Origin of the sequence: Abyssibius alkaniclasticus (genome assembly GCF_020447305.1) — a bacterium.
Classification (GTDB): domain Bacteria; phylum Pseudomonadota; class Alphaproteobacteria; order Rhodobacterales; family Rhodobacteraceae; genus Abyssibius; species Abyssibius alkaniclasticus.
Window position 1 is genome coordinate 807,987 of the sequence record NZ_CP095732.1, and the last position, 22,182, is coordinate 830,168.

A 22,182-nucleotide genomic window follows, 5' to 3' on the forward strand; every position below is an offset into this window, starting at 1 on the left:
GAACAACCAAAGCAAGGCCGCCGCACCCCTATGGCGCACAAGCATGTTTCAACGGCATCCCCCAACCGCAATGGGCTGCGCAACAAACTGGCGGCGCGGCTGGCTGCTTTGGGGCGGGCGCCGCGCGTGTTCAGCTATCATCTGGAGCCGCGCAGCATAGGCTCCTACGCGGTGGGCAGGCAGTTGATGAGCGGGAATTTCCTGTTCGCCGGGCAGTTGGTGGAAGCGCCCGGCAGCTCGATCTGGGCGATCGACCCGCCTTCCGAAGATTTCGCCGCCGCCCTGCAAGGCTTTGGCTGGCTCGATGATCTGGCGGCGGTGGGCGATGCCCCGGCGCGCAAACTGGCACAGCGCTGGCTGTTTGAATGGATCGCCACGGCCGGCGCGGGCAAGGGCGAAGGCTGGCGCCCCGATCTGGCCGGGCGGCGGCTTATCCGCTGGTGCAGCCATGCGCTGTTCATCCTCAAGGGCCTGTCGCCCGCGCAATCGCGCAGCATTTTCCGTGCGCTTGGCCGGCAGGTGCGCTATTTGCGCCGCCGCTGGCCCAGTGCCGCGCCGGGGCAGGAACGGTTCGAGGCGCTGACCGGCCTGCTTTATGCGGGCATTTCGCTGGATGGCTGCGCGCCGCTGGTTGCGCCCATTTCAGCGACAATCGGGCGTGAATGCGAGCGGGTGATCGATGCGCATGGCGGGTTGCCCACCCGCAACCCCGAGGCTTTGATGGAAAGCTTTGTGCTGCTCACATGGGCGGCGCGCACGCTGGCCGAAGCGCGGCGCGTGGTTGACAAACGCCACCAGGCCGCCTTGCTGCGCATGGCGCCCACCCTGCGCGGGTTGCGCCTTGGCGATGGCGCCTTGGCGCGGTTCCACGGCGGGCGACGGGGCGAGCCGGGGCGGCTTGACCAGGCCCTGGCCGATGCCAGTTTGCGCCCCGTGCCGCGCCAGGAAAACCTGATGGGGTTTGAACGCCTGTCCGCCGGGCGCCTGACAATTGTCATGGATTGCGCCCCACCCCCCAAGGGCGCGCTGGGGATCAACGCCCATGCCTCGACCCTTGGGTTTGAAATGTCCTCCGGGCGGCGGCCGATCCTGATGAATTGCGGTGCGGGCGGTCGGTTCGGGGCCGATTGGCGCCGCGCCTGCCGGGCAACGGCGGCGCATAATACCGTGGCGCTCGAACGCGTATCCTCCAGCACCATCGGTGCGGGCAATCATGGCCAGCTTGTCGCGGGGCCGCAAAATGTGGATGTCACCCGCGCCCAGGACATGAGCGGCACCTGGCTGGCCGCCAGCCATGACGGATATGCGGCTTCCTTCGGGCTCAAGCATGAACGCCGGCTGTTTCTGTCCTTTGACGGGCGCAGCTTCAAGGGCGAAGATGCCTTGCGCGCCGATGACCCCGCCCAGCGCGCGCGCTTCACCGAATCGCTTGGCGATACACCCACGCTTGGCGTGGCCTTTGTGGCGCATTTCCATATTCACCCCGATGTGACGCCCTCGATCGACCTTGATGGTCAGGCGGTGTCGCTCACGCTCAAAAGCAACGAAGTCTGGGTGTTCCGCCAGGAAGGTGGGCTGCTGCGGCTCGAGGATTCGGTGTTTCTGGACCAGCGCCGCCTGAAGCCACGCATGACCAAGCAGATCGTCGTCATGGGGCGGGCGGTCAACTTTGCGGGCCGCATTTCGTGGAGTTTCATGCGCGCACAGGATGGTGGCCGCAATACACGCGATATTGCCCCAGAGGATGAAACCACCTAAAGCGGGGCGCAACACAACACACCAAACCTGTCCGGAGATGTCATGAGCCTTCCCGTCACGCCCATCAAGCGCGCCCTGATCTCGGTGTCAGACAAAACCGGACTGGTGGAATTTGCCACCGCACTTGCCGGGCAGGGCGTTGAAATCCTGTCGACCGGCGGCACGGCGGCGACGCTGCGCCAGGCCGGGCTTGCGGTGCGCGATGTGGCCGAGGTTACGCATTTTCCTGAAATGATGGACGGGCGCGTGAAAACCCTGCACCCTGCCGTGCATGGCGGGCTTTTGGCGCTGCGCGACAATGCCGAACACCGCGCCGCTATGTCTGCACATAATATTCCGGAAATTGATCTGCTGGTCGTCAACCTATACCCGTTCGAGGCCACGGTGGCGGCGGGTGCAAGCTATGACGACTGCATCGAGAATATCGATATTGGCGGGCCAGCGATGATCCGGGCTGCCGCCAAGAATCATGGCTTTGTCAGCGTTGTGGTCGATGTGGAGGATTACGCCGCACTGCTGAATGAGATGGGTGAACATGGCGGCACACGGCTGGCCTTTCGCCAGGGGCTTGCGCAAACCGCCTATGCGCGCACTGCCGCATATGATGCAGCGGTTTCCACCTGGATGGCGGGTGCAATTGGCGCTGAAAATCCGCGCTGCCGTGCCCAGGCCGGCACATTGGCCCAAAGTCTGCGCTATGGCGAAAACCCGCATCAGGCGGCGGCCTTCTATACCGATGGCACGGCGCGCCCCGGCGTGGCCAGCGCCAAACAGCATCAGGGCAAGGAACTGTCTTACAACAATATCAACGATACCGATGCCGCCTTCGAACTTGTGGCCGAATTTGCGCCTGAAGACGGGCCGGCCTGTGCGATCATCAAACATGCCAACCCGTGCGGTGTGGCGCGCGCATCGAGCCTGTTGGAAGCCTACCGCGCCGCCTATCATTGCGACCAGACCTCGGCCTTTGGCGGGATCGTGGCGCTGAATGGCGCGCTTGATGGCGAGACGGCGGCGGCGATCTGCGAGATTTTCACCGAAGTCGTTATCGCCCCCAGTGTGAGCGAAGCGGCGCGTGAGGTTTTCGCCGCCAAGAAAAACCTGCGCCTGCTGACCACGGGCGGGCTGCCAAATATGCGCGCGGCGGCTCAGGTCTGGCGGCAGGTTTCGGGCGGCTATCTCGTGCAGGACCGCGACACTGGCCATATCAGCGCCGATGATCTGAAGGTCGTGAGCAAACGCGCGCCAAGCCCGGCTGAACTGGCCGATCTGCTGTTTGCATGGCGTGTGGCCAAGCATGTCAAATCCAACGCCATCGTCTATGCCAAAGACGGTGCGACCGTGGGCATTGGCGCGGGGCAGATGAGCCGGGTGGATTCTACCCGCATTGCCGCGCGCAAGGCCGAAGACATGGCGCAGAACCTTGGCCTGAAACAAAGCCCGACCATTGGTTCGGTTGTGGCATCCGATGCGTTCTTTCCCTTTGCCGATGGGCTGATCACGGCCGCCGAGGCGGGTGCGACCGCCATTATCCAGCCCGGCGGGTCGATGCGGGATGACGAGGTGATTGCCGCCGCCGATGCCGCTGGCCTGGCGATGGTCTTCACCGGTATGCGCCATTTCAGGCACTGACATGCGCAGCCCCCGCCTAGCTGTTTCTGCCGCCTTCTTTTTGTCCGGCGCGCTGGTCGGGGTCTGGGCATCGCGCATTCCGGCGGTGGCAGGCGCGCTCGACCTTTCAAAAACCACGCTTGGCCTGCTGCTGCTCTGCATCGCGGCGGGGGCGATCATCTCCTTCCCGCTGGCTGGCTGGGGGTCGGACAAATTCGGCGCGGCGCGGCTGACGCGTATTCTTGCGGCGTTTTACTGTGCAACGCTTCTTGTGGTGGCGATTGCGCCCAATGTCTGGGTGCTGGCCGTGGCCTTGCTGTTCTTTGGCGCGGGCCACGGCGCGCTGGATGTGGCGATGAACACCTGGGCGGCGGCGGTCGAACGCAAGATGGGCAAGGCGATCATGTCGTCTTTTCATGCGATTTTCAGCCTTGGTGCCGGGGTGGGCGCGGCGGCGGGCTATGGGGCCGTGGCCTTTGATCTTTCGGTGCCGGTGCATTTCCTGCTGGCGGTCATTTTGCTGGGCGGGCCGGTTGGCTGGCTCGTAATGGTGCCCTGGCAAGACCTGCCGCCGGGCGCCCAGAAGAAAGCCCCGCTTTTTGCCCTGCCCAAAGGGCCGCTGGTGGCGGTGGGCATCATGGCGCTTTGTGCCTCGATGGGCGAAGGCGCGATGACCGATTGGAGCGCGATTTTCCTGATCGCCGTGGGCGGTGTGACCGAGGCCAAGGCCGCGCTTGGCTATGCGGTGTTTTCCGCCGCGATGGTGGCCATGCGGCTGATGGGCGATAGGCTTGTCGGCCGGTTCGGCATGGTGGGCGTGGCGCGTGCATCGGGCGCCGTGGCCTTTATCGGCACGCTTGTGGCGGTGTTCGTGCCCGGCTTCATTCCCACGCTTGTCGGTTTTGCGCTGATGGGGCTTGGCTATGCCACAATCTTTCCGCTCGCCTTTTCGCGCGCTGCAAACGATCCGCATATCGGCCCCGGCGCGGGCATTGCCAGCGTGGCCACGCTTGGCTATGGCGGCATTCTGCTTGGACCGCCGATCATCGGCTTCATTGCCGATGCCACCAGCCTGTCGACCGCCTTTCTGGTGCTGAGCGTGCTGGCCCTGGCCATTGTGCTGCTGGGCGGCGCGCTTCGGCGCTAGTCTTCAATCCGCCGCGCCTCGTCCACCAGCATGACCGGGATGCCGCTGCGAATGGGAAAGGCCAGATGCGTTGTCGGGCTGACAAGCTCGTTCGTGTCCGGCTCGTAAATCAGCGTGGCGCGGGTAATCGGGCAGACAAGCGCCTCCAGCAGGCGCGCATCGATGCGGGTGTCCTGGGTTTCGTCGCTCATTGCAGCGGGCTTTCATCATCAGGGCCGCGCACTGCAAATTCCAGCAGGGTTTGCAGGGTTTCGCGGCGGTTTGTCAGGCTTGGGGCTTCCAGCAGCGCCTGCTTTTCATCGGTTGAGAACGGGCACAGCACCGAAAGCGCGTTGATCAGCAACGGGGCCGGTGCGGCTTTCAGCGATTCCCAGTCGGGCGCATAGCCCGTGGCCTTGAAATAGCGCGCAAGCTGGTCCAGAAACTCGGCACGGTCAAAGGCGATATCGGTTGCTTCGGCGTCGAGGTCTTCGGCAAAACTGTCCCAACTGACCTTGTGGCGCAGATAGGGGCTGAAACTGTCGATCGCCGCGCCAAGCCGAAAGCGCGACACACCGCCAAGCGTGATCCGGTAGCGGCCATCATCGGTTTCCATAAAGGCCACGATCCGCCCCGCACAGCCAATGCGCTGCAAACGGCCCTTGGCGTCAATCCCTTCAGGGGCGGCCATCGGCTGGATCATCCCGATCAGCCGATGGTCGGTTTTCAGCACATCATCGACCATTGCCAGATAGCGCGGCTCGAAAATATTCAGCGGCAGGCGGGCATGTGGCAAGAGCAGCGCGCCGGGCAGCGGAAACAGCGCAAGCGTTTCGGGCAGCGGCCCCAACGTATGCGCGCGCGCCATGCTAGGCAAAGGCCAGCGATGACAGGCGACGACGGCCCTTCAGCGCCAGCGGGTCTTTTGGCCCGAGCGAGTCGAACACCTTGATGAGCTGGGTCTTGGCGGCGGCCTCGTTCCAGTCCCGGTCGCGGCGGTAAAGTTCGAGCAACTGCTCGATTGCGGCTTCGGTCTGACGGTTGGCAAGCATGGCTTCGGCCAGTTCAAACCGGGCCTGATGGTCGCTTGCATCGGCATCGACCCGTGCCTGAAGCTCGCCAAGATCGCCCGCGCCAGCGGCAGCTTCTGCAAGGTCGATCTGCGCCCTAACCGCCAGAATGGCGGCATCATTGGCCTTCTGCATCGGGGCTTTGTCGAGAATGCCCCTGGCATCGTCCAGCAAGCCCTGGGCGACATAGCAGCGCGCAAGCCCGGCAATCGCGGCGACATTGCCCTCATCCTCGCCCAGAATGGCGGCGTAGGTTTGCACGGCATCGTCAATTTCGCCCGCCTCAAGCATTTGCGCGGCCGCCTCCAGCGCCTCGTCGAGCCCGTCATCGGCGCCGGCGGGAGACTGGGCCACAACGCGGGCGATGAAAGCGTCGATCTGGGCCGGGGTTTGCGCGCCGGTAAACCCGTCGACCGGCTGGCCGTTCACAAAGGCATAGACGGTGGGAATGGACTGGATGCGCAACTGCCCGGCAATGCCCTGGTTCTGGTCCACATCGATCTTGACCATCTTGACCTTGCCGCGCGCCTTGGTCACCGCGGCTTCCAGCGCCGGGCCAAGCGTTTTGCACGGGCCGCACCAGGGGGCCCAGAAATCGACAATCACCGGCACGGTTTTCGAGGTTTCGACCACGTCGGCCATGAAGTTCGCCTCGTTGCCGTCTTTGATCAGATCGGCGGGCACATTTGCAGTAAGGTCCATTTCGGCTCCGTAATTTTGCGGGCGCATCTGCCGCCCATTATGCACAGTTTGAAAGGTAAGTGCGCCTTCATGTTGCGCGGGTCAAGGGTTGAGCCCGGCAAATAATGCGTTATGGCGCGCCACAAACGCATCGCGCGCGGCGCGCGGCGCCAAGGGGGCCAGGCGGATCTGGGCCGTTGCCGCATCGGGTTTGCCGAACAGGCGGTTGGCTTCGGGTGCATCGAAGCCGGCAATCTGGGTGGCCTCCAGCCACGCCGAAAGCCTGTCGGCCTTCTTGATCTGGGTTTTGATGCGCGGCGGAATAACCCGCCCCAGGCCAAAGCGCAGCAGCACGGCCTCCATTAGCCGGTCATCCAGCGCACCATAGCCCGGCCCGACGGCAGATTTGACGGGCGATATCATATCGCCGATCACATATTCCGGCGCATCGTGCAAAAGCGCCATCAGCCGCGCGGCGGTGGTCGCACGCGGGTTCAGCTTGGCAAACAGCCGTTCCACCAGCAGCGAATGTTCGGCCACCGAATAGGGGTATTCGCCATGTGTCTGCCCGTTCCAGCGCGCCACAAAGGCAAGCCCGTGGGCGATATCCTCGATCTCGATATCCAGCGGCGAGGGGTCGAGCAGATCAAGCCGACGGCCCGAAAGCATACGCTGCCAGGCACGTGGCGGGGCGGATTTGGCAGGGCTGCGCGGTTTAGTGATAGGACAACTCACTCATCAGGTTTGCATCGAGTTCGGCCAGAACATGCGCCTTGTCCGCATCGGTGTAACCCGCCCAGGGGTCCATCGCAATGCGCGCCTTGTAGGTATGATAGTCGGTCTTGTCCGGCATGAAGCTGCGGGCATTGGCGATGGGCACAAACAGCTCCGTGCGCGCACGGCGCGCCAGGGGCAGGGCTGCAAGCGTGGGCTCGAAGGCTTCAACCAGCGTTTCATAGCGGATCAGGCGCACATTTTCACGCGCCCGGTTTGCACGGTGAAACAGCCGGTTCTTCTGCACCCAAAGCGCCACAGGGCTGGGCAGCAAGGCAATGTCCAGGTCATCGCGCAAGCGCGTTTGCCAGGGCTGGCGGATGAAGTCTGAAAAGGCTTTTGCAGCGGGGCCAACCATGTGAAACGGGGCGCGGTGCATTGCGCGCAGCCATGTGGCCGGGTGGCGGGTGATGCACAGGAACAACACGCCGCGCGTTTGCGAAAACCGATCGAGCGCATCTATGTGCAAGGCGGCGTGTTTCCAGCCACCGTTGAGCATGGCCTGTTCCAGATGCAGGGCGTCGAGCAGCTTTTCGGTAAGCAGCGCGCGCGCCTTGGGCGTGGGTTCGGCCTGAACCTGCAGGCTTTGCGCCCGGCTCAGCCTGCCGGATTCCAGATGCACATGCGCGGTAAAGTTCTGATACACGGCTGATTGCAGGAAATTGGTGCCGCTATTGCGCTCGCCCATGATCTTGACCGATTCATACATACGCGCCCAACCCGATTCATGCCGCCGTTTGGCTGACCTGCCCTGCGTCATTCAATATCGCGCCGCGGGGGCTGCGGCAAGATCACCCCAAGCCTTGCCGTAGGGCTGCGCACAGGTTACATCTTCGCGCGAAACAGAATAGGGAACCACCCATGCCTGCCGATTACATTGTCAAAGACATTGCGCTCGCCGCCTATGGCCGCAAAGAGCTGGATATTGCCGAAACCGAAATGCCGGGCCTGATGGCGTTGCGCGCCGAATTTGGCGAAAGCAAACCCTTGAGCGGCGCGCGCATCGTCGGCTCGTTGCATATGACCATCCAGACCGCCGTGCTGATCGAAACCCTGGTGGCTTTGGGGGCCGATGTGCGCTGGGCAAGCTGCAACATCTTCTCGACCCAGGACCATGCGGCTGCGGCGATTGCGCAATCCGGCGTGCCGGTTTTTGCCATCAAGGGCCAGAGCCTGACCGAGCATTGGGACTATCTTGACCGCTCGTTCATGTTCCCCGAAGGCGCGAACCTCATTCTTGATGATGGCGGCGATGCCACGCTTTACGTGCTGCTGGGTGCGCGCGTTGAAGCCGGTGAAACCGATCTTATCGCCGTGCCGACCTCGGAAGAAGAAGAGGCGGTATTTGCGCAGATCAGGAAGCGCATGGCCGCCAGCCCCGGCTGGTTCACCAAAACCCGCGAGGCCATTCAGGGCGTTTCCGAGGAAACCACCACGGGTGTGCATCGGCTTTATGAACTGGTGAAGCAGGGACAACTGCCCTTCCCGGCGATCAATGTGAATGATTCCGTCACCAAATCGAAATTCGACAATAAATATGGCTGCAAGGAATCGCTGGTCGACGGTATTCGCCGCGCCACCGATACGATGATGGCCGGCAAGGTTGCCGTCGTTTGCGGCTATGGTGACGTTGGCAAAGGTTCCGCCGCCAGCCTGCGCGGTGCCGGTGCGCGCGTGAAGGTGACAGAGGTCGACCCGATCTGCGCGCTTCAGGCCGCGATGGACGGGTTCGAGGTTGTGCTGCTGGAAGATGTCGTTGCCAGCGCCGATATTTTTGTGACCACAACCGGCAACAAGGATGTCATCCGCATCGAGCATATGCGCGAGATGAAGGATATGGCGATTGTCGGCAATATCGGCCATTTCGACAATGAGATTCAGGTGGCCGCGTTGCGCAACCACAAATGGACCAATATCAAGGACCAGGTGGATATGGTCGAAATGCCATCCGGCAGCCGGATTATCCTGCTTTCCCAGGGCCGTTTGCTGAACCTTGGCAATGCCACGGGCCATCCGAGCTTTGTGATGTCGGCCAGTTTCACCAATCAGGTTCTGGCGCAGATCGAGCTTTGGACCAATGGCGATGCCTATAAGAACGAGGTCTATATCCTGCCCAAGCATCTGGATGAAAAGGTTGCGCGCCTGCATCTGGACCGGATTGGCGTGAAGCTGACCAGGCTTGACAAGGCACAGGCCGATTATATCGGCGTATCGCCCGAAGGGCCGTTCAAGCCCGAACATTACCGCTATTAAGCGGGCAAGCACTGCGGCCGGGGTGGGAAACTGCCCCGGCCTTTTGTTTACTTCGGGTTAAAAACGGCCCGCATATTTGCGTCAAATGCTGCCTATAATCTGCTTGTGCATTTGCGGGCAGTTGCGCGATAAACGGGCCTAGATGCCGAAGAATTCGGGCCGGGCAACCGGTTGATGGGTGAAGCCCATCGGGAGAATCCCCAAAGTTACAAATCCTTTACGCCATTTGCCCCAAGGGGCATTCACGTGGGCGAGGCACCAGCTTTTGATGGCGGTGCTGGGGTGCGGGAGGGCGCGTAGGCCGCGCTCTCCCGTTTCATTTGCGGCTGGTTGCACCCGTTTGGGCGCGGCGCTAGGCTGGGCGGAATTTTCCAGATAGCGGAGCCATTATGAATATCGAACTTCTGCGCAGCCTGTGCGAAACCCCCGGCGTGCCCGGCCGCGAAGACCGCGTGCGCGCGCTGATCATGCGCGAGGTCGAGGGCCTGTTTGACGAGGTCACAACCGATGCGATGGGCAACCTTCTGTGCCGCCGCGCCCCGACCAAACCCGCCAATGGCGAGGTGCAGCGCGTAATGCTGGCCTGCCATATGGATGAGATCGGCTTTCTGGTCAGCCATATCGATGCCGATGGGTTCATCTATGTCGACCCGGTTGGCGGGTTCGACCCGCGCAACCTGTTTTCGCGCCGTGTGCGCATTTGCACACCCGATGGCGACTACCCCGCCGTGATGAATCCCGGCGGCCGGCCGATCCATATTTCCACGCCCGAAGACCGCAAGAAAATCCCTCAGGTTTCGGAATTCATGCTCGATTGCGGCATGGGCAAGGCGACGGCTGACAAGATCCAGATCGGCGATTATGTCGTGATGGAGGAACCCTTTGTCGATATGGGCGAAAAGGTGGTGTCCAAGGCGCTGGACAACCGTATCGCCTGCTGGCTGGGGATCGAGGTGATCCGCAAGCTGGTGGCCGATCAGGCGACACATGAATGCGAAATCTGGGTGGCCTTTACCTGTCAGGAAGAGGTTGGCCTGCGCGGGGCGCGCACCTCGGCCTACCATATCAAGCCGCATATCGGTTTCGGCATCGATGTGACCCTGGCCTGCGATACACCCGGCGTGCCCAAGCAGGACACGGTTACCGTGCAGGGCGAAGGCGTTGGCCTGCATGTGAAAGACAGCAGCTTCATTTCCGACATCGCGCTGGTGGAAGAGGTCGAGGCGCTGGCCAAGGCGCGCAACATTCCGTTTCAGCGCACGATCTTGCGCGCCGGCGGGCAGGATGGCGCGGCGGCACAGCAGGCCGCGGCCGGTGCGCGCGCAATGGGGATTGTGGTTGGCACCCGCTATATTCACACGGTCACGGAAATGGCGGCCAAATCCGACCTGGTGGCCGCGCGCGATATTCTGGCGGCCTGGCTGGGCGCGCATTAGGCGCTGTTCAGCGCCCAGACCCACGACCAAGGCTGGGGGTTTCACACCCCCAGACCCGATGCTGGAAGCTGGGGGTTTCACACCCCCAGACCCCCGTGGGATATTTGAGAGCAAAAGATGATCAGGCGGGGTTTGTCTGCCGGTGTTTTGCGGCATAGGCATCGGCGGGCCCCAGGTAGAGCGCGGCGCCGCCGATGAGGTTATGGTTGCCGGTTTGGGCCTTGAACCTGGCGGTTTCTTCAAACTTCATGCGCGCCGTGTCGAATTTGATGCGCTGCTGGCGGGCTTCAAGTTCGAGCGGGAAGGGCGTGGCGAGCCTGTCCATTGCTGATTGAAGTGTTGCGGCAACCTCTTCCATGCCGATGGCGGCAAAACCGTCGCGCGCCTCGGGCGCGAGAAGGCCGGTGGGGCTGTTGAAGAATTGCGAAAACCCGCCCGCCGTGACCTCGGTAAAAGCCCAGTGCAGCGCGTAGAGATCCAGCGCGGCTTGCGGCACGCCGGCTTTGGATGCTTCCCAGGCCGCGGGGCCGTGATAGGGGTCGAGCTGGTCGTAAAAGGGGGTGTAGATATCGGTATAGCCGGGCTGTCTCACCAGCTTGATATTGATCAGCCGCAGGATGATGATGAAGGGCACCATCAGCAGCAGGCCAATGGTTGCCGGGATGACCATCAGCAGGTTGAAGGCGGATTTCAGGTGTTTCATGCCCTATGCGACCGCCGGAAAGGCGCCGAGAACCGCGCCCATGATCATGCAGCCGATTGTGGAATAGCTGCCATCGATCAGCGTCAGGGCGCGCGGCTTCATGCCGAACATGTTGTTCATCACTGTCCAGGGCGTGGCGATAAACAGGCCAAGGCCAAGCCCGGCGAGCGCGCCGCCGCCGATTGTCTGGATTTGCGCACCGTAAAAGATGTGGCGCATCATGCCGGCCACCGCAACGCTGCACAAAAAGGCGACCACGAAGGTGAAGGCGCCACCGCCCTTGCCCTCGGCGCGCAGCTTTTCAACGTCGATGCCCGCAGCCGCCTGCCAGGGTTTGGCCAGCGCGATATACCAGACGGCACCAAAGGCAAAACTGGCCAAAGCCGCACCCAAAACGATAATATATTCCATGCTTTATACCTTTCAGACTATTAACCGCGATAGCCGCCCATAGCGCAGACGATCTGCCATTCCTCGGGCGTGACCGGCTGCACCGACAGGCGCGTGTTGTTGACAAGCACCATATTTGCCAGCCGCGGTTCGGCCTTGCAATCATCAAGCGTTACCGGCTTGGGGAAGGGGCCGACGGCGGCAATATCCACGCATTCCCAGCGCGGATCATCGGTGGAGCTGTCGGGATGGGCGCGCGCGATGACCTTGACCACCCCGACCACGCGCTTTTCCTTGATCGAGTGGTAGAAGAACCCCAGATCGCCCAGCTGCATGGCGCGCATATTGTTGCGGGCCTGATAGTTGCGCACGCCGTCCCATTCCTCGCCAGCTTCGCCGCGCGCGACCTGCGCATCCCAGCCCCATGTCTCGGGTTCCGATTTGAACAGCCAGTAGTTCATTCACGCCTCGTTTGATTTGAGAGGGCGGGCGAGCAACTCGCTCATCGCGCCGGTAATGTTGATCTGTCCTTCTAGCACGGCGGCGACGGCGGCTGCGATAGGCATTTCCACCCCGCATGTGCCCCCGAGTGCCACGGCAGCGCGCGCCGTGGCAACACCTTCCTGGGTTTTGCCCGCCGGGCGCGGCAGGCCCTGGCCCAGCGCCAGACCGGCGGCGAAGTTGCGCGACTGGGCCGAGGCGCAGGTGAGCATGAGATCGCCAAGGCCGGACAGGCCCGCAAAGGTTTCCGCATCTGCGCCAAGGGCCACGCCAAGCCGGCGCATTTCGGCAAAACCGCGGGTGACAAGCCCGGCGCGTGCGCTTTCGCCAAGCCCGGCGCCAATGGCCATGCCCGCGGCGATGGCAACGACGTTTTTGAGCGCGCCGCCAAGCTGCGCGCCGGTCGTATCGGCCGACAGGTAGAGGCGCAGCCGGTCGGTTGAAAGCCGCGTTTGCAGGCTGTGCGCCAGCGCGTTGTCGGCACAGGCCAGCACCAGCGCGGCGGGCAGGCCACGGGCGATTTCACCTGCAAAGCCGGGGCCGGTCAGCACGGCCAGCGGCGCGCTGGTATGGCGCGCGGCAATATCGGTCTGTGTGGCGAAATGTGTTGCATCAATGCCCTTGGCGCACAGCACAAGCGGCGCATCGGGCAGGTTCTGCGCCTGTTCGGCAAGGAATCCATCGCTTTGCTGAGCGGGCAGCGCCAGCAAAATGGCCCTGGTTTGCGCAAGATCAGCCAGTGTGGCGGTGGGGTTCAGGCTTGCGGGCAGGCTGACACCCGGCAGATAGCGGGTATTTTCGCGCGCCTGTGCCATTTCGGCCATAGCTGTTGCATTTCGGCCCCAAAGCCGCACATCCACCCCGTTGCGCGCTATGGCAACGGCAAGGGCCGAGCCGAATGCGCCGGCGCCAATCACCGCGATGCTCATGCTTTAGGCCCCTTCTTGCCATAGCCGAGCATGGGCGCGGCGATTGCGTCCAGCGGCCAGCGCGGGCGGGCGGAAAAGGCCAGGCCATCGGGGCCACGCCGGGCCAGCTGCTCGTGGCCCGCCCAGGCGATCATGGCGGCATTATCGGTGCAGAGCGGCAGCGGCGGCAACACAAGCCCGGCGCCCGCCTCGGCCGCAACCGCGCCAATGGCGGCGCGAATGGTTTCATTCGCGGCGACGCCCCCCGCCACGGCCAGCCGCGCCGCATTGCCAAAGCGGTGTTCAAATTCCTGCAACGCCGCGCGGGTTTTGGCGGCCAGGCTTTCGGCCACAGCCGCCTGAAAGCCTGCGCAAATATCGGCAATGTCTTGCGGGTAAAGCCCGCCTTGGTCTGCCTCCAGCTTTTCGCGCAGCCGCCGCACAGCGGTTTTGAGGCCGGAAAAGGACATATCGCAACCGTCACGGTCGGCCAGCGGGCGGGGGAGCTTGAAGCGGGTCGCATCGCCGGACCTGGCCGCCGCCTCGACCAATGGCCCGCCGGGATAGCCCAGGCCCAGCAGGCGGGCGACCTTGTCAAACGCCTCGCCCGGGGCATCGTCGATCGTGCCGCCAAGCCTATGAAAGCTTTCGGCGCTGCTAACGGCAATAAACTGGCAATGCCCGCCAGAGACGAGCAACATCAGGTAGGGATAGGCAAGCCGGTGCGTCAGCCGCGGGGTCAGCGCATGGCCCGCCAGATGGTTCACCGCAATCAGCGGCTTGCCCGTGGCCGCGGCCAGCCCCTTGGCGAACATCACGCCCGACAGCACGCCGCCGATCAGCCCCGGCCCGGCGGTTACGGCCAGCGCGTCGACATCGCCCAGCTTCAGCCCCGCCTTGTCCAACGCGGCCTGCGTGGCAATATCCAGCCGTTCGGCATGGGCGCGGGCGGCAATTTCCGGCACGACACCGCCAAAGCCTTCGTGCAGGGCATTCTGCCCCATCACAATGCTGGCCAGCACGCTGCCATCGCTGCGCACAAGGGCGGCGGCCGTGTCATCGCACGAGCTTTCAATGCCAAGGATCGTCTTGATCAACATGCGGCCATTCCGGCAATTGCACCAAAGTCACTATCGGGGTAACACCCAGCCTATGGGCATTCAATACAACACATCCAGACTTCTGAAAATCGGCACGCGCGGCAGCCCGCTGGCGCTGGCACAGGCGCATGAAACCCGCGACCGGCTGATGGCGGCGCATGGCATGGCGGCCGCGCAGTTCGAGATTGTGGTGATCAAGACCACGGGCGACGCTGTGCAAGACCGATCGCTGAGCGAAATTGGCGGCAAGGGGCTGTTTACCAAGGAAATCGAAGAGGCGCTGCTGGATGGAAGCATCGACATCGCCGTGCATTCGATGAAGGACATGCCCACATTTCTGCCCGATGGGCTGGCGCTCAGCACCTATCTGCCGCGCGAAGACATGCGCGATGCGTTCATTTCACGGCGGTTTGCGGGCATTGCCGAGCTGCCAATGGGCGCCGTGGTTGGCACATCGAGCCTGCGACGGCGCGCCCAGCTTTTGGCCCGTCGCCCCGATTTGCGGGTGGTGGAGTTTCGCGGCAATGTGCAAACCCGCCTGCGCAAGCTCGATGAAGGTGTGGCCGAGGCGACGTTTCTGGCCTGTGCCGGGCTGAACCGGCTGGGGATGGCGGAAATCGCCAAACCCATTGATGCGCGCGATATGCTGCCCGCCGTTGCCCAGGGCGCGATTGGCATTGAACAGCGCATTGGCGATGATCCTGTCTTTAGGCTGCTTGCTTTGCTCGACCACGGTGAAACCCGGCTGCAACTGGCGGCGGAACGCGCGTTTCTGGCGGCGCTCGATGGTTCCTGCCGCACGCCGATCGCCGCATTGGCGCAGCGTGTGGGCGACAGGTTGCAGCTTCACGGTGAAATTCTGCGCCCCGATGGCAGTATCCGCCATGCCGGGGTGTGGGACTGCGCCCCCGATGAGGCGGCCGCAATGGGTGCAGCGGCTGGCCAAGAGCTGAAACAGCGCGCCGGGCCGGGCTTCCTTGACTAGAACGCTGCTTCTAACCCGGCCCCTGGCCGATTCGCAGGCCTTCGCCGCCCGCCTGCCCCAAGGCTGGCGCGCCCATATCGCACCCATGCAGGACATGCGCGACCTGCCCGCTTCGCCCGATTTCGCACAGGCTGATGCGCTGGTCTTCACCTCGCAAAACGGCGTGCGCAGCTTTGCATCGCGCTGGGCGCTGCGCGATTTGCCCGCCTTTTGTGTGGGTCCGGCCACGGCAGACATGGCCGAAAGCCTTGGCTTGCGTGCGATTGCCGCGCAGGGCGATTTGCCGAGCCTTGCCGCCCTGTTGGCGCTACAGCCCGCGCAAAACCTGCTTTATCTGCATGGCAGGCATGTCAGCGGCGATTTGGCACAGGCGCTGGCGGGCAGCGGCCATTTCTTGCAAAGCCACGCAATTTACGACCAGCAGGCCCGTGGGCTGGATGCGGCGACACAGCGCGCCCTGACGGCGGGAAAGATCCATGCGGTTGCCCTGTTTTCGCCCCGTTCCGCGCGGCTTCTGGCCGAATCCCTGCCCGATGGCGCTTTGCTGCATTGCTTTTGTTTGTCGCAGAATGTGGCAGATGCGGCGCAAGGCCTTGGCACAAGCAGCGTTGCCGCCGAACCAAGCGCGGCGGCGCTATTGGCGATAATCGGCGCAAGTGCGGGCCGATTTCGCTGAAAACAGCGTTTTGCCGCAAGCCCCGCCTTGTTGCTGCGCGGCCTAGCCCCTAAACTTAGCTAAACCGGCACATTCGTGCCCGATGAGCAAAGGCGCGCAATGAGCGGAAGCGACGAGTCCAGCACACGTGGTGAAGACGTGGTTCAAGAGGCGAATGAGGTTCAGGCGGTTGAACATCATGACATCGACGAGGATGAGGGCGAGCTTGACGAGCATCATGTATCGCTGGCCGCGCGCAGCCTGCAAATTCTGGCCATTCTCGTGGTGGGTGGCGCGCTGGCGCTTTGGGCCGGCCCGCGCCTTGCCCCGAACCTGCCCAGCGGCATGGGGGCGGTGGCCCGCTGGCTGACCCCGGGCGCCAGCCTTGCCGAAGCACAGGTTGCCGAATTGCGCAGCACGTTTGAAGCCCGGCTCGCCGCGCAAGCCCCGCAAATTGATGCAGGCGCGATTGATGCGCGCATCGCGGCTTCCCCCAATCTGGCCGGCATGGCGGCAGAAATCGCGGCGCTGAACGAAAAGCTGAGCGCGCTCGAAACATTGCCCGCCGATCTGGATGACCGGATTGCGCTTGTCGAATCGCGCCTTGAAGCCGCCGAGGCGATGGAAGCCCGGCTTGAAACGCAACTGCGCGATCTGGTGACAGCGGGCATGGCGGGCGACAGCCAGGCCGCCGCCGATATTACCGCCTATGGCGCAACGATCGAGGCGCTGCGCAGCCGCATTGCCGACCTTGATGAACAGCTTGCCGCTCAGGCCGCGCGCATGGATGCGATTACCGCTGAAATCCGCAACGAGGCGGAAACCGCCATTGCCGATGCCACCGCCGCGCGCGCCAGTTCCGAGCTTCAGGCCGCGCTGATCGCGCTGGAAGCCGCCCTGGCCGATGGCCTGCCCTATGCGGGCACGCTGGAATGGCTGAACGCCATGCAGGGCGCCGAAATTCCGGCCGAACTTGCCGCGCAGGCCGCCAGTGGCGTGACCAGCACCGCCGAATTGCTCGACAGTTTCCCCAGCTTGGCGCATGAGGCGATTCGCATCGACATTCGCCGCACCGGGGCTGAAACGACGCTTGGCCAGTTTGGCGCCTTCCTGGAATCGCAGGTCGCCAGCCGCTCGCTGACCCCGCAGCAGGGCGATAGCGTCGATGCCATCCTCAGCCGCGCCGAGGCTGCCTTGCGCGCCGATGATCTGGCCGCAGCAATTGGTGAAATGCAAAGTCTGCCCGCCCATGCGCAAGCTGTGTTTGCCGGCTGGATGGAGGCCGCCGCGCAGCGCCAGGCGGTTCTGGCCGATTACAGCACGCTCAAATCCACCCTGCTGGAGGGCGCGCAATGATCTGGTCTATCCTCAAGATGGCGCTGTTCGTGGCCATTGCCGCCGCGCTCGCCTGGGGCGCTGCCTATGTGCAGGACACGCCCGGCGTGATCACCTTCGCCTTTGCCGGGCGCGAGCGTGAGCTGACGCCACTGGCCTTTCTCATCGCGCTTTTGGTGCTGTTTGTGGCTTTCTGGCTGGTCATCAAGCTTGTCGGGCTGGTGCTGGCCGTGTTGCGCTTTCTCACCGGCGATGAAACCGCGCTGAGCCGCTATTTCGACAAATCGCGCGAACGGCGCGGCTATGCGGCCCTGTCAGATGGCATGATCGCGCTGGCTGCGGGCGATGGCGCGCGTGCCACGGCCCGTGCCGCCAAGGCCGACCGTTTGCTTGCCAGGCCCGAGCTTACCCGCATTCTGGCCGCCCAGGCGGCCGAGCTTTCGGGCGATACCAGCGGCGCACAAGAGCATTACAAGGTGCTTTTAGCCGATAAATCCACCCGCTATGTGGGCATTGTCGGGCTGATGAAGGCGCGGCTGGCCGCAAATGATACCAAAGCCGCTCTGCAACTGGCCGAGCGCGCCTTTGCCCTGCGCCCGCGCGACAAGCTGATGCAGGACACGCTGTTCGATCTGCAAATCAGGGCCGGTCATTGGGGCGGGGCGCGCCAAACGCTGCGCTACAAGGTGAAATCCGGCACATTGCCGCGCGATGTTGCGCAGCGGCGCGAGGCGGTTTTGCTGCTGGGCGATGCGATGAAGGCCCATGCCGCCGGCGATGGCCCGCGCGCCCGTGCCGACGCACTTTCGGCCAACCGCGCCGCCCCCGGCCTTGTGCCCGCCGCCGTGCTGGCCGCGCAAGTTCATGCGGGCGATGGGAATATGCGCGCCGCCACGGCCGCTTTGCGCAAGGCCTGGGGCCAGCAGCCCCACCCCGACCTTGCCGCCGCCTGGGATGGTCTGGCCGATGATGCAGATGCTCAGGCGCGTATTGCGCGCTTTCAACCGCTGCTCAAGCTTGCCCCCGACCATGCGGAATCGCGCATTCTGGACTGTGAATTGCAGCTTGCAGCCGAAGATTTTCCCGCCGCCCGCCGTGCGCTTGGTAACCTTGCCAGCACCAGCCCGAACGGGCGCGTTCTGTCGCTGATGGCGGCCATCGTGCAGGGCGAAGGCGGTGAGGAACACGAGGTGCGCGCCTGGCTCGCCCGCGCGCTTGCCGCCCCGCGCGGCGAAACTTGGGTCTGCGAAAGCTGCAACCATCTGCACGCCAAATGGGCGCCGCTTTGCGAAAACTGCCAAGGGCTCGACACCCTGCACTGGGCCCTGCCACCGGAAGGCAGCGCCGCCGAGCTTTCCCCCTCGATGCTTGCCCTTCTGGCCAAAAGCCAGACCCTTCAGGCTGCGGATGAAGACACGCCGCTCGATGCCGAGATCATGCCCGAGGATGAGGAGCCGGAGGCTTCCGATGGCACCGCAGCCGCGGATGAGGCGGAGAACCGGCAGACCTGACGCGGGGCGCTGCTGGAACCACCGGCGCAATGGTCAAGATCGGGCCAATATCGGGCAGTGCGGTATCAGGAAAATGGTGCCCCAAGACGGATTCGAACCGCCGACCTACTATTTACGAAACAGTTGCTCTACCGGCTGAGCTATTGGGGCTTTGCGGCTGTTCGTTTATACGCTTCGCGCACACCGTGCAAGGCGGAATCCGATGCGGTCTGGTGGCCGGGCCTTGCCGGGGCATTGCACGCCGGCCTGCTAAGCTCCGCCATTGCCAAGCAGGTCTTCGCTTGCATCCTGCTTGTCCAGCACGGTCTGGCTTTCGATATCCTGGGTTTCGGCGGTCAGGTCTTGTTCCGCCTCTGAAAGCATTGGCGCGGCGGGTTTTGCCGGGGCGGTTGGCGAGGCAGTTGACGGGGCGGTTGGCGGGGCGGCGCCGGGCGCGGCTTCATCCATCTTGATAAACGGCACCCCTTGCGGGAAGATCACTTCGCGCGCCTCGTCGGGCATTGAGACGCCGGCTTCGCTCAAGGCGCCCATGATCATCCGCAACAGCGCCGATTTGATCTTGAGCGATGAGTAGGCGTGCCCGTCAAACCAGTAATAGACCCGCATATTCACCGTCGAGGCACCCAGATTGTCGATCAGCGCCATCGGGGGCGGGTCGTTCAGCACCGCCTGATGGTCTTGCAACACCGCAAGGATGATCTGCTGCACATCGGAAATCACCGCATCATAACCCACCCCAATCACGAAATCGCCCCGGCGCTGGGCATCGGCCGTGAAATTCTCGATCGTGCTTTTGAAAATCGTCGCATTGGGAATTTGAATGTGGTTGCCCTCGACCGATATCAACAGGGTGCTGCGGGTGGTCATGCTTTTCACCACGCCCTGCTGGCCATCGACCTTGATGAAATCGCCGCGCTTGAAGGGGCGCTGCACGCTCAGCAGCAGGCTGGCAAGGAAGTTTTCGGCAATGTCGCGAAAGGCAAAACCGATGACGATACCCAGAATACCGGCACCGCCAACCAGCGACAGTGCAAGCTGCGTAAGCCCCGCCACCTGCAAAACAATGTAAAGCCCGATCAGAAATACCGGGAATGATATGGCCCGCGCCACGATGCTGCGCAAAAACGGCGAACTGATCCGCCGCGCGAAAACCCAGCGCATGAGCCGCGCCACCAGATGGGCAATATACCAGGCCAGTGGCAGAACGACCAGGGCCAGCAGCAAAACCGGCAGGGCCGCGGCGCTGCTTTCCACCAGGCGGCGCAGTTCCTTCACGGCGGGGTCGAAATTCCAGTCAATCTCGGCGGCAATTTCGATCTGGTTGACAACGGCGACAACCCCGTCGGTTTTATTGGCCAGATCGCGCGCCCAGGCCTTCTGCGCCTCGCTGCCCGCTGTGCCATTCAGAAAGACAATGCCGTTTTCAACCCGCACATCCAGCGCATCATACCAGCCGGTCGCCGCCAGAATATCGGCGATGCGCGCGCCGATGCGCAGATCCGGTGCAATCGGATCGACCGTGACATTCTGATCGGATGCGGTGATCTCGGCATCGGGTTCGGCAGGGGCATCCTGTGCAACAAGCGGTGTGGCGACAAGTGTCAAAAGCGCAGCGGCCACCATGACAAGGCTATGAAAAGAGAAGCGAATAGGCATTCAGACCGTCCCGTTGTTTTGCGCCACTATGCCCAAACGCTGGCGCGGTGTCACCACAGGGCTGTGCGGGCCCGAAGTGTTTTTGCTTTGCTGGTGGCCATCGCCGCGCTTGTGGTGATAATGGCGCCAACCCCACAAACTGCCGTCAGGCAGTGCAAGGACATCGTCGCGTGAACAGATCGCAGCATAAAAGGCGCAAGCCGCAGGTCAGCCCCAGGGTCTGGTGGCGGGTTTTGCGCCGGGTCATGGCGGCGGCAGACCGGTTCAACCTGGGGCCCTTGGCGGCGGGTGTCGCCTTTTATGCGATGCTGTCCATTTTTCCGGCGCTGGCCGCAACCATCGGCATCTGGGGCTTTGTGGCCGATCCGCTGGTCATGCAAGACCAGTTGGAACTGGCCCGCCAATTGTTGCCCGATGATGCGTTCAAGCTGCTGAACGATCAGGTTTCGGCCCTGATTGCCGCCAATAATTCGACATTGCAACTGGCCAGTATCCTGTCGATTCTGCTGGCCATCTGGACAGCGCGCAACGCGGTTGCGACGGTCATTCGCGGGCTCAATGTCATCTATCGCGCAGACCATCATACCGCGCTCAAACGCTATGCAATGGCGCTGGGGCTGACCTTTTTGCTGATCCTCATCGCCCTTCTGGCCTTTGCCGCCGTGGTGGTCATTCCGGCAATTCTGGCCTATGTGCAAATTCCGGTCGGGCTGGAAATGACCATCACCACCGCCAAATGGCTGGTCTTGCTGGTGGCGGTGTTTTTCGGCATTGGGCTGCTCTATCGCTTCGGGCCCAACCGGCGCGCGGCAAAGCCGGGCTTTGTTACGCCGGGCGCGGTTCTGGCGCTGGTCGTCTGGGCGGCCGGGTCATTCGCCCTGTCGACCTATTTGCGGAATTTCGGCAGTTTCAACGAGGTTTACGGCTCGCTCGGGGCCATTGTCGGGCTGCTGTTCTGGTTCTATATCAGCGCCTATATCGTTCTGCTGGGCGCGCTCCTGAATGCCGAGTTGGAGCGTTCAGCCCTCCAGACCACCGCAGATGTTGACGGCAGCTGACTTCGCTGGCAAGGCTTTGGAATGTGCAACCACCCCATATTCTGGAGCTTCCGGCGCTGCCCCTATGCGATGCGCGCGCGGCTTGCCGTTCTTGGTGCGGGCCTGAAGGTCGAACTGCGCGAGATCGTGCTGCGCGACAAGCCGCAGGCCTTTCTAAACACCTCGCCAAGCGCCACCGTGCCGGCCTTGCGGCTGGGAGACAAGGTGCTGGATGAAAGCCTCGATATCATGGTCTGGGCGCTGAAGCAGCGCGACCCGCAGCGCCTGCTGGACATGCCCGACGAGGGCTGGCAGTTGATTGCGCGCAATGACGGCCCGTTCAAGGCGGCGCTCGACCACACCAAATATGCCGTGCGCTACCCCGATCTTGACCCGCGCGCCGAACGTGCCAAGGCCGCAGCCGTGCTGGATGATCTGAATGCGCGGTTGCAAGGAAAGCCCGCATTGTTTGGCGCGCGCGACACGATGGCCGATCTGGCTGTCCTGCCCTTCTTGCGCCAATTCGCCCATATCGACCGCGCCTGGTTTGCGGCGCAGCCCTGGCCCGGTTTGCACGCCTATCTGAACCGCTTCATGGCAAGCGATGCCTTTGCGCGGATCATGCCAAAATATGCTCCCTGGCGGCCGGGTGCCGCCCCGCTATGGTTTGGCGGCTGATCAAATCTCGAAAG

General features: G+C 63.2%; 22 protein-coding genes and 1 tRNA gene. 11 read left to right on the forward strand and 12 right to left on the reverse strand.

Annotated elements, in window-relative coordinates; all coding sequences use genetic code 11:
* Positions 1-30: 30 nt before the first annotated feature.
* The 3 genes from LGT41_RS04185 to LGT41_RS04195 are packed head-to-tail and all read left to right on the forward strand — an operon-like array spanning position 31 to position 4,516.
* On the forward strand, positions 31-1,758 hold the full coding sequence (locus tag LGT41_RS04185) for a heparinase II/III family protein (protein ID WP_274128803.1): 1,728 nt from the start codon (positions 31-33) through the stop codon (positions 1,756-1,758).
* A gap of 42 nt (positions 1,759-1,800) precedes the next feature.
* Complete coding sequence (gene purH, locus LGT41_RS04190; protein ID WP_274128805.1) at positions 1,801-3,390, forward strand: bifunctional phosphoribosylaminoimidazolecarboxamide formyltransferase/IMP cyclohydrolase; 1,590 nt, start codon at positions 1,801-1,803, stop codon at positions 3,388-3,390.
* A gap of 1 nt (position 3,391) precedes the next feature.
* Positions 3,392-4,516: an MFS transporter gene (locus LGT41_RS04195; RefSeq protein ID WP_274128807.1), complete on the forward strand. Its 1,125-nt coding sequence runs from the start codon at positions 3,392-3,394 to the stop codon at positions 4,514-4,516.
* Here LGT41_RS04195 and LGT41_RS04200 read toward each other — a convergent pair.
* The 5 genes from LGT41_RS04200 to LGT41_RS04220 form a co-directional block, all read right to left on the reverse strand.
* The gene (locus LGT41_RS04200; RefSeq protein ID WP_274128809.1) at positions 4,513-4,707 is read right to left on the reverse strand and encodes a Trm112 family protein; all 195 of its coding nucleotides are present in this window, start codon (positions 4,705-4,707) and stop codon (positions 4,513-4,515) included. The two genes, LGT41_RS04195 and LGT41_RS04200, sit on opposite strands and share 4 nt — an antisense overlap.
* On the reverse strand, positions 4,704-5,363 hold the full coding sequence (locus LGT41_RS04205) for an LON peptidase substrate-binding domain-containing protein (protein WP_274128811.1): 660 nt from the start codon (positions 5,361-5,363) through the stop codon (positions 4,704-4,706). Before LGT41_RS04205 ends, LGT41_RS04200 begins: the two co-directional genes overlap by 4 nt.
* Before the next feature lies 1 nt (position 5,364).
* Positions 5,365-6,267 (reverse strand): thioredoxin, encoded by a 903-nt coding sequence (gene trxA / locus LGT41_RS04210; RefSeq protein ID WP_274128813.1) that lies wholly within the window; start codon positions 6,265-6,267, stop codon positions 5,365-5,367.
* An 81-nt stretch (positions 6,268-6,348) separates the two neighbouring features.
* Positions 6,349-6,915 (reverse strand): hypothetical protein, encoded by a 567-nt coding sequence (locus tag LGT41_RS04215; protein ID WP_274128814.1) that lies wholly within the window; start codon positions 6,913-6,915, stop codon positions 6,349-6,351.
* Positions 6,916-6,961: 46 nt separating this feature from the next.
* Positions 6,962-7,780 carry a hypothetical protein gene (locus LGT41_RS04220; protein WP_274128816.1) on the reverse strand — a complete coding sequence of 273 codons (819 nt, stop codon included), beginning with the start codon at positions 7,778-7,780 and terminating at the stop codon, positions 6,962-6,964.
* Between the two features lie 101 nt (positions 7,781-7,881).
* On the opposite strand from LGT41_RS04220, the gene ahcY reads away from it, so the two are divergent.
* Positions 7,882-9,273: an adenosylhomocysteinase gene (gene ahcY / locus LGT41_RS04225; RefSeq protein WP_274128817.1), complete on the forward strand. Its 1,392-nt coding sequence runs from the start codon at positions 7,882-7,884 to the stop codon at positions 9,271-9,273.
* A gap of 389 nt (positions 9,274-9,662) precedes the next feature.
* On the forward strand, positions 9,663-10,709 hold the full coding sequence (locus tag LGT41_RS04230) for a M42 family metallopeptidase (protein WP_274128819.1): 1,047 nt from the start codon (positions 9,663-9,665) through the stop codon (positions 10,707-10,709).
* 121 nt (positions 10,710-10,830) lie between these two features.
* On the opposite strand, the gene LGT41_RS04235 is transcribed toward LGT41_RS04230, so the two are convergent.
* Genes LGT41_RS04235 through tsaD form a run of 5 tightly spaced genes read right to left on the reverse strand, consistent with a single transcriptional unit; the run spans position 10,831 to position 14,311 of the window.
* Positions 10,831-11,412 carry a DMP19 family protein gene (locus tag LGT41_RS04235; protein ID WP_274128820.1) on the reverse strand — a complete coding sequence of 194 codons (582 nt, stop codon included), beginning with the start codon at positions 11,410-11,412 and terminating at the stop codon, positions 10,831-10,833.
* 3 nt (positions 11,413-11,415) lie between these two features.
* Complete coding sequence (locus tag LGT41_RS04240) at positions 11,416-11,823, reverse strand: DUF1761 domain-containing protein (protein WP_274128821.1); 408 nt, start codon at positions 11,821-11,823, stop codon at positions 11,416-11,418.
* 20 nt (positions 11,824-11,843) lie between these two features.
* The gene (locus tag LGT41_RS04245; RefSeq protein ID WP_274128822.1) at positions 11,844-12,263 is read right to left on the reverse strand and encodes an EVE domain-containing protein; all 420 of its coding nucleotides are present in this window, start codon (positions 12,261-12,263) and stop codon (positions 11,844-11,846) included.
* The gene (locus LGT41_RS04250) at positions 12,264-13,232 is read right to left on the reverse strand and encodes an NAD(P)H-dependent glycerol-3-phosphate dehydrogenase (protein ID WP_274128824.1); all 969 of its coding nucleotides are present in this window, start codon (positions 13,230-13,232) and stop codon (positions 12,264-12,266) included.
* Positions 13,229-14,311: a tRNA (adenosine(37)-N6)-threonylcarbamoyltransferase complex transferase subunit TsaD gene (tsaD, locus tag LGT41_RS04255; RefSeq protein WP_274128825.1), complete on the reverse strand. Its 1,083-nt coding sequence runs from the start codon at positions 14,309-14,311 to the stop codon at positions 13,229-13,231. Before tsaD ends, LGT41_RS04250 begins: the two co-directional genes overlap by 4 nt.
* Positions 14,312-14,363: 52 nt before the next feature.
* Here tsaD and hemC point away from each other — a divergent pair, with 52 nt between their 5' ends.
* From hemC to LGT41_RS04275, 4 genes are all read left to right on the forward strand, one after another.
* The gene (hemC, locus tag LGT41_RS04260) at positions 14,364-15,296 is read left to right on the forward strand and encodes a hydroxymethylbilane synthase (RefSeq protein ID WP_274128826.1); all 933 of its coding nucleotides are present in this window, start codon (positions 14,364-14,366) and stop codon (positions 15,294-15,296) included.
* A complete protein-coding gene (locus tag LGT41_RS04265; RefSeq protein ID WP_274128828.1) occupies positions 15,289-15,972 on the forward strand; it encodes a uroporphyrinogen-III synthase in 684 nt (227 codons plus the stop codon). The genes hemC and LGT41_RS04265 overlap by 8 nt, the downstream gene beginning before the upstream one ends.
* A gap of 99 nt (positions 15,973-16,071) precedes the next feature.
* Complete coding sequence (locus tag LGT41_RS04270; RefSeq protein WP_274128829.1) at positions 16,072-17,307, forward strand: COG4223 family protein; 1,236 nt, start codon at positions 16,072-16,074, stop codon at positions 17,305-17,307.
* On the forward strand, positions 17,304-18,797 hold the full coding sequence (locus tag LGT41_RS04275; protein WP_274128831.1) for a heme biosynthesis protein HemY: 1,494 nt from the start codon (positions 17,304-17,306) through the stop codon (positions 18,795-18,797). Before LGT41_RS04270 ends, LGT41_RS04275 begins: the two co-directional genes overlap by 4 nt.
* A gap of 74 nt (positions 18,798-18,871) precedes the next feature.
* Here the strand turns inward: LGT41_RS04275 and LGT41_RS04280 are convergent.
* Together LGT41_RS04280 and LGT41_RS04285 are read right to left on the reverse strand one after the other, a co-directional pair.
* A tRNA-Thr gene (locus tag LGT41_RS04280) sits at positions 18,872-18,947 on the reverse strand.
* Between the two features lie 99 nt (positions 18,948-19,046).
* A complete protein-coding gene (locus LGT41_RS04285) occupies positions 19,047-20,453 on the reverse strand; it encodes a mechanosensitive ion channel family protein (protein ID WP_274128832.1) in 1,407 nt (468 codons plus the stop codon).
* 170 nt (positions 20,454-20,623) lie between these two features.
* Between LGT41_RS04285 and LGT41_RS04290 the strand changes: the two genes are divergently transcribed.
* Both LGT41_RS04290 and LGT41_RS04295 read left to right on the forward strand, forming a co-directional pair.
* Positions 20,624-21,511 carry a YihY/virulence factor BrkB family protein gene (locus LGT41_RS04290; RefSeq protein ID WP_274128833.1) on the forward strand — a complete coding sequence of 296 codons (888 nt, stop codon included), beginning with the start codon at positions 20,624-20,626 and terminating at the stop codon, positions 21,509-21,511.
* A gap of 21 nt (positions 21,512-21,532) precedes the next feature.
* Positions 21,533-22,168: a glutathione S-transferase gene (locus tag LGT41_RS04295; RefSeq protein ID WP_274128835.1), complete on the forward strand. Its 636-nt coding sequence runs from the start codon at positions 21,533-21,535 to the stop codon at positions 22,166-22,168.
* Positions 22,169-22,182: the final 14 nt, after the last annotated feature.

Coding starts and splice junctions, on each gene's coding strand:
- LGT41_RS04230 (WP_274128819.1), top strand. CDS start 9,663: ATGAATATCGAACTTCTGCGCAGCCTGTGCGAAACCCCCGGCGTGCCC.
- LGT41_RS04215 (WP_274128814.1), bottom strand. CDS start 6,915: ATGCTTTCGGGCCGTCGGCTTGATCTGCTCGACCCCTCGCCGCTGGAT.
- purH (WP_274128805.1), top strand. CDS start 1,801: ATGAGCCTTCCCGTCACGCCCATCAAGCGCGCCCTGATCTCGGTGTCA.
- LGT41_RS04240 (WP_274128821.1), bottom strand. CDS start 11,823: ATGGAATATATTATCGTTTTGGGTGCGGCTTTGGCCAGTTTTGCCTTT.
- tsaD (WP_274128825.1), bottom strand. CDS start 14,311: ATGTTGATCAAGACGATCCTTGGCATTGAAAGCTCGTGCGATGACACG.
- LGT41_RS04245 (WP_274128822.1), bottom strand. CDS start 12,263: ATGAACTACTGGCTGTTCAAATCGGAACCCGAGACATGGGGCTGGGAT.
- LGT41_RS04250 (WP_274128824.1), bottom strand. CDS start 13,232: ATGAGCATCGCGGTGATTGGCGCCGGCGCATTCGGCTCGGCCCTTGCC.
- LGT41_RS04275 (WP_274128831.1), top strand. CDS start 17,304: ATGATCTGGTCTATCCTCAAGATGGCGCTGTTCGTGGCCATTGCCGCC.
- trxA (WP_274128813.1), bottom strand. CDS start 6,267: ATGGACCTTACTGCAAATGTGCCCGCCGATCTGATCAAAGACGGCAAC.
- LGT41_RS04185 (WP_274128803.1), top strand. CDS start 31: ATGGCGCACAAGCATGTTTCAACGGCATCCCCCAACCGCAATGGGCTG.
- LGT41_RS04270 (WP_274128829.1), top strand. CDS start 16,072: ATGAGCGGAAGCGACGAGTCCAGCACACGTGGTGAAGACGTGGTTCAA.
- ahcY (WP_274128817.1), top strand. CDS start 7,882: ATGCCTGCCGATTACATTGTCAAAGACATTGCGCTCGCCGCCTATGGC.
- hemC (WP_274128826.1), top strand. CDS start 14,364: ATGGGCATTCAATACAACACATCCAGACTTCTGAAAATCGGCACGCGC.
- LGT41_RS04195 (WP_274128807.1), top strand. CDS start 3,392: ATGCGCAGCCCCCGCCTAGCTGTTTCTGCCGCCTTCTTTTTGTCCGGC.
- LGT41_RS04285 (WP_274128832.1), bottom strand. CDS start 20,453: ATGCCTATTCGCTTCTCTTTTCATAGCCTTGTCATGGTGGCCGCTGCG.
- LGT41_RS04205 (WP_274128811.1), bottom strand. CDS start 5,363: ATGGCGCGCGCGCATACGTTGGGGCCGCTGCCCGAAACGCTTGCGCTG.
- LGT41_RS04295 (WP_274128835.1), top strand. CDS start 21,533: ATGTGCAACCACCCCATATTCTGGAGCTTCCGGCGCTGCCCCTATGCG.
- LGT41_RS04235 (WP_274128820.1), bottom strand. CDS start 11,412: ATGAAACACCTGAAATCCGCCTTCAACCTGCTGATGGTCATCCCGGCA.
- LGT41_RS04200 (WP_274128809.1), bottom strand. CDS start 4,707: ATGAGCGACGAAACCCAGGACACCCGCATCGATGCGCGCCTGCTGGAG.
- LGT41_RS04220 (WP_274128816.1), bottom strand. CDS start 7,780: ATGACGCAGGGCAGGTCAGCCAAACGGCGGCATGAATCGGGTTGGGCG.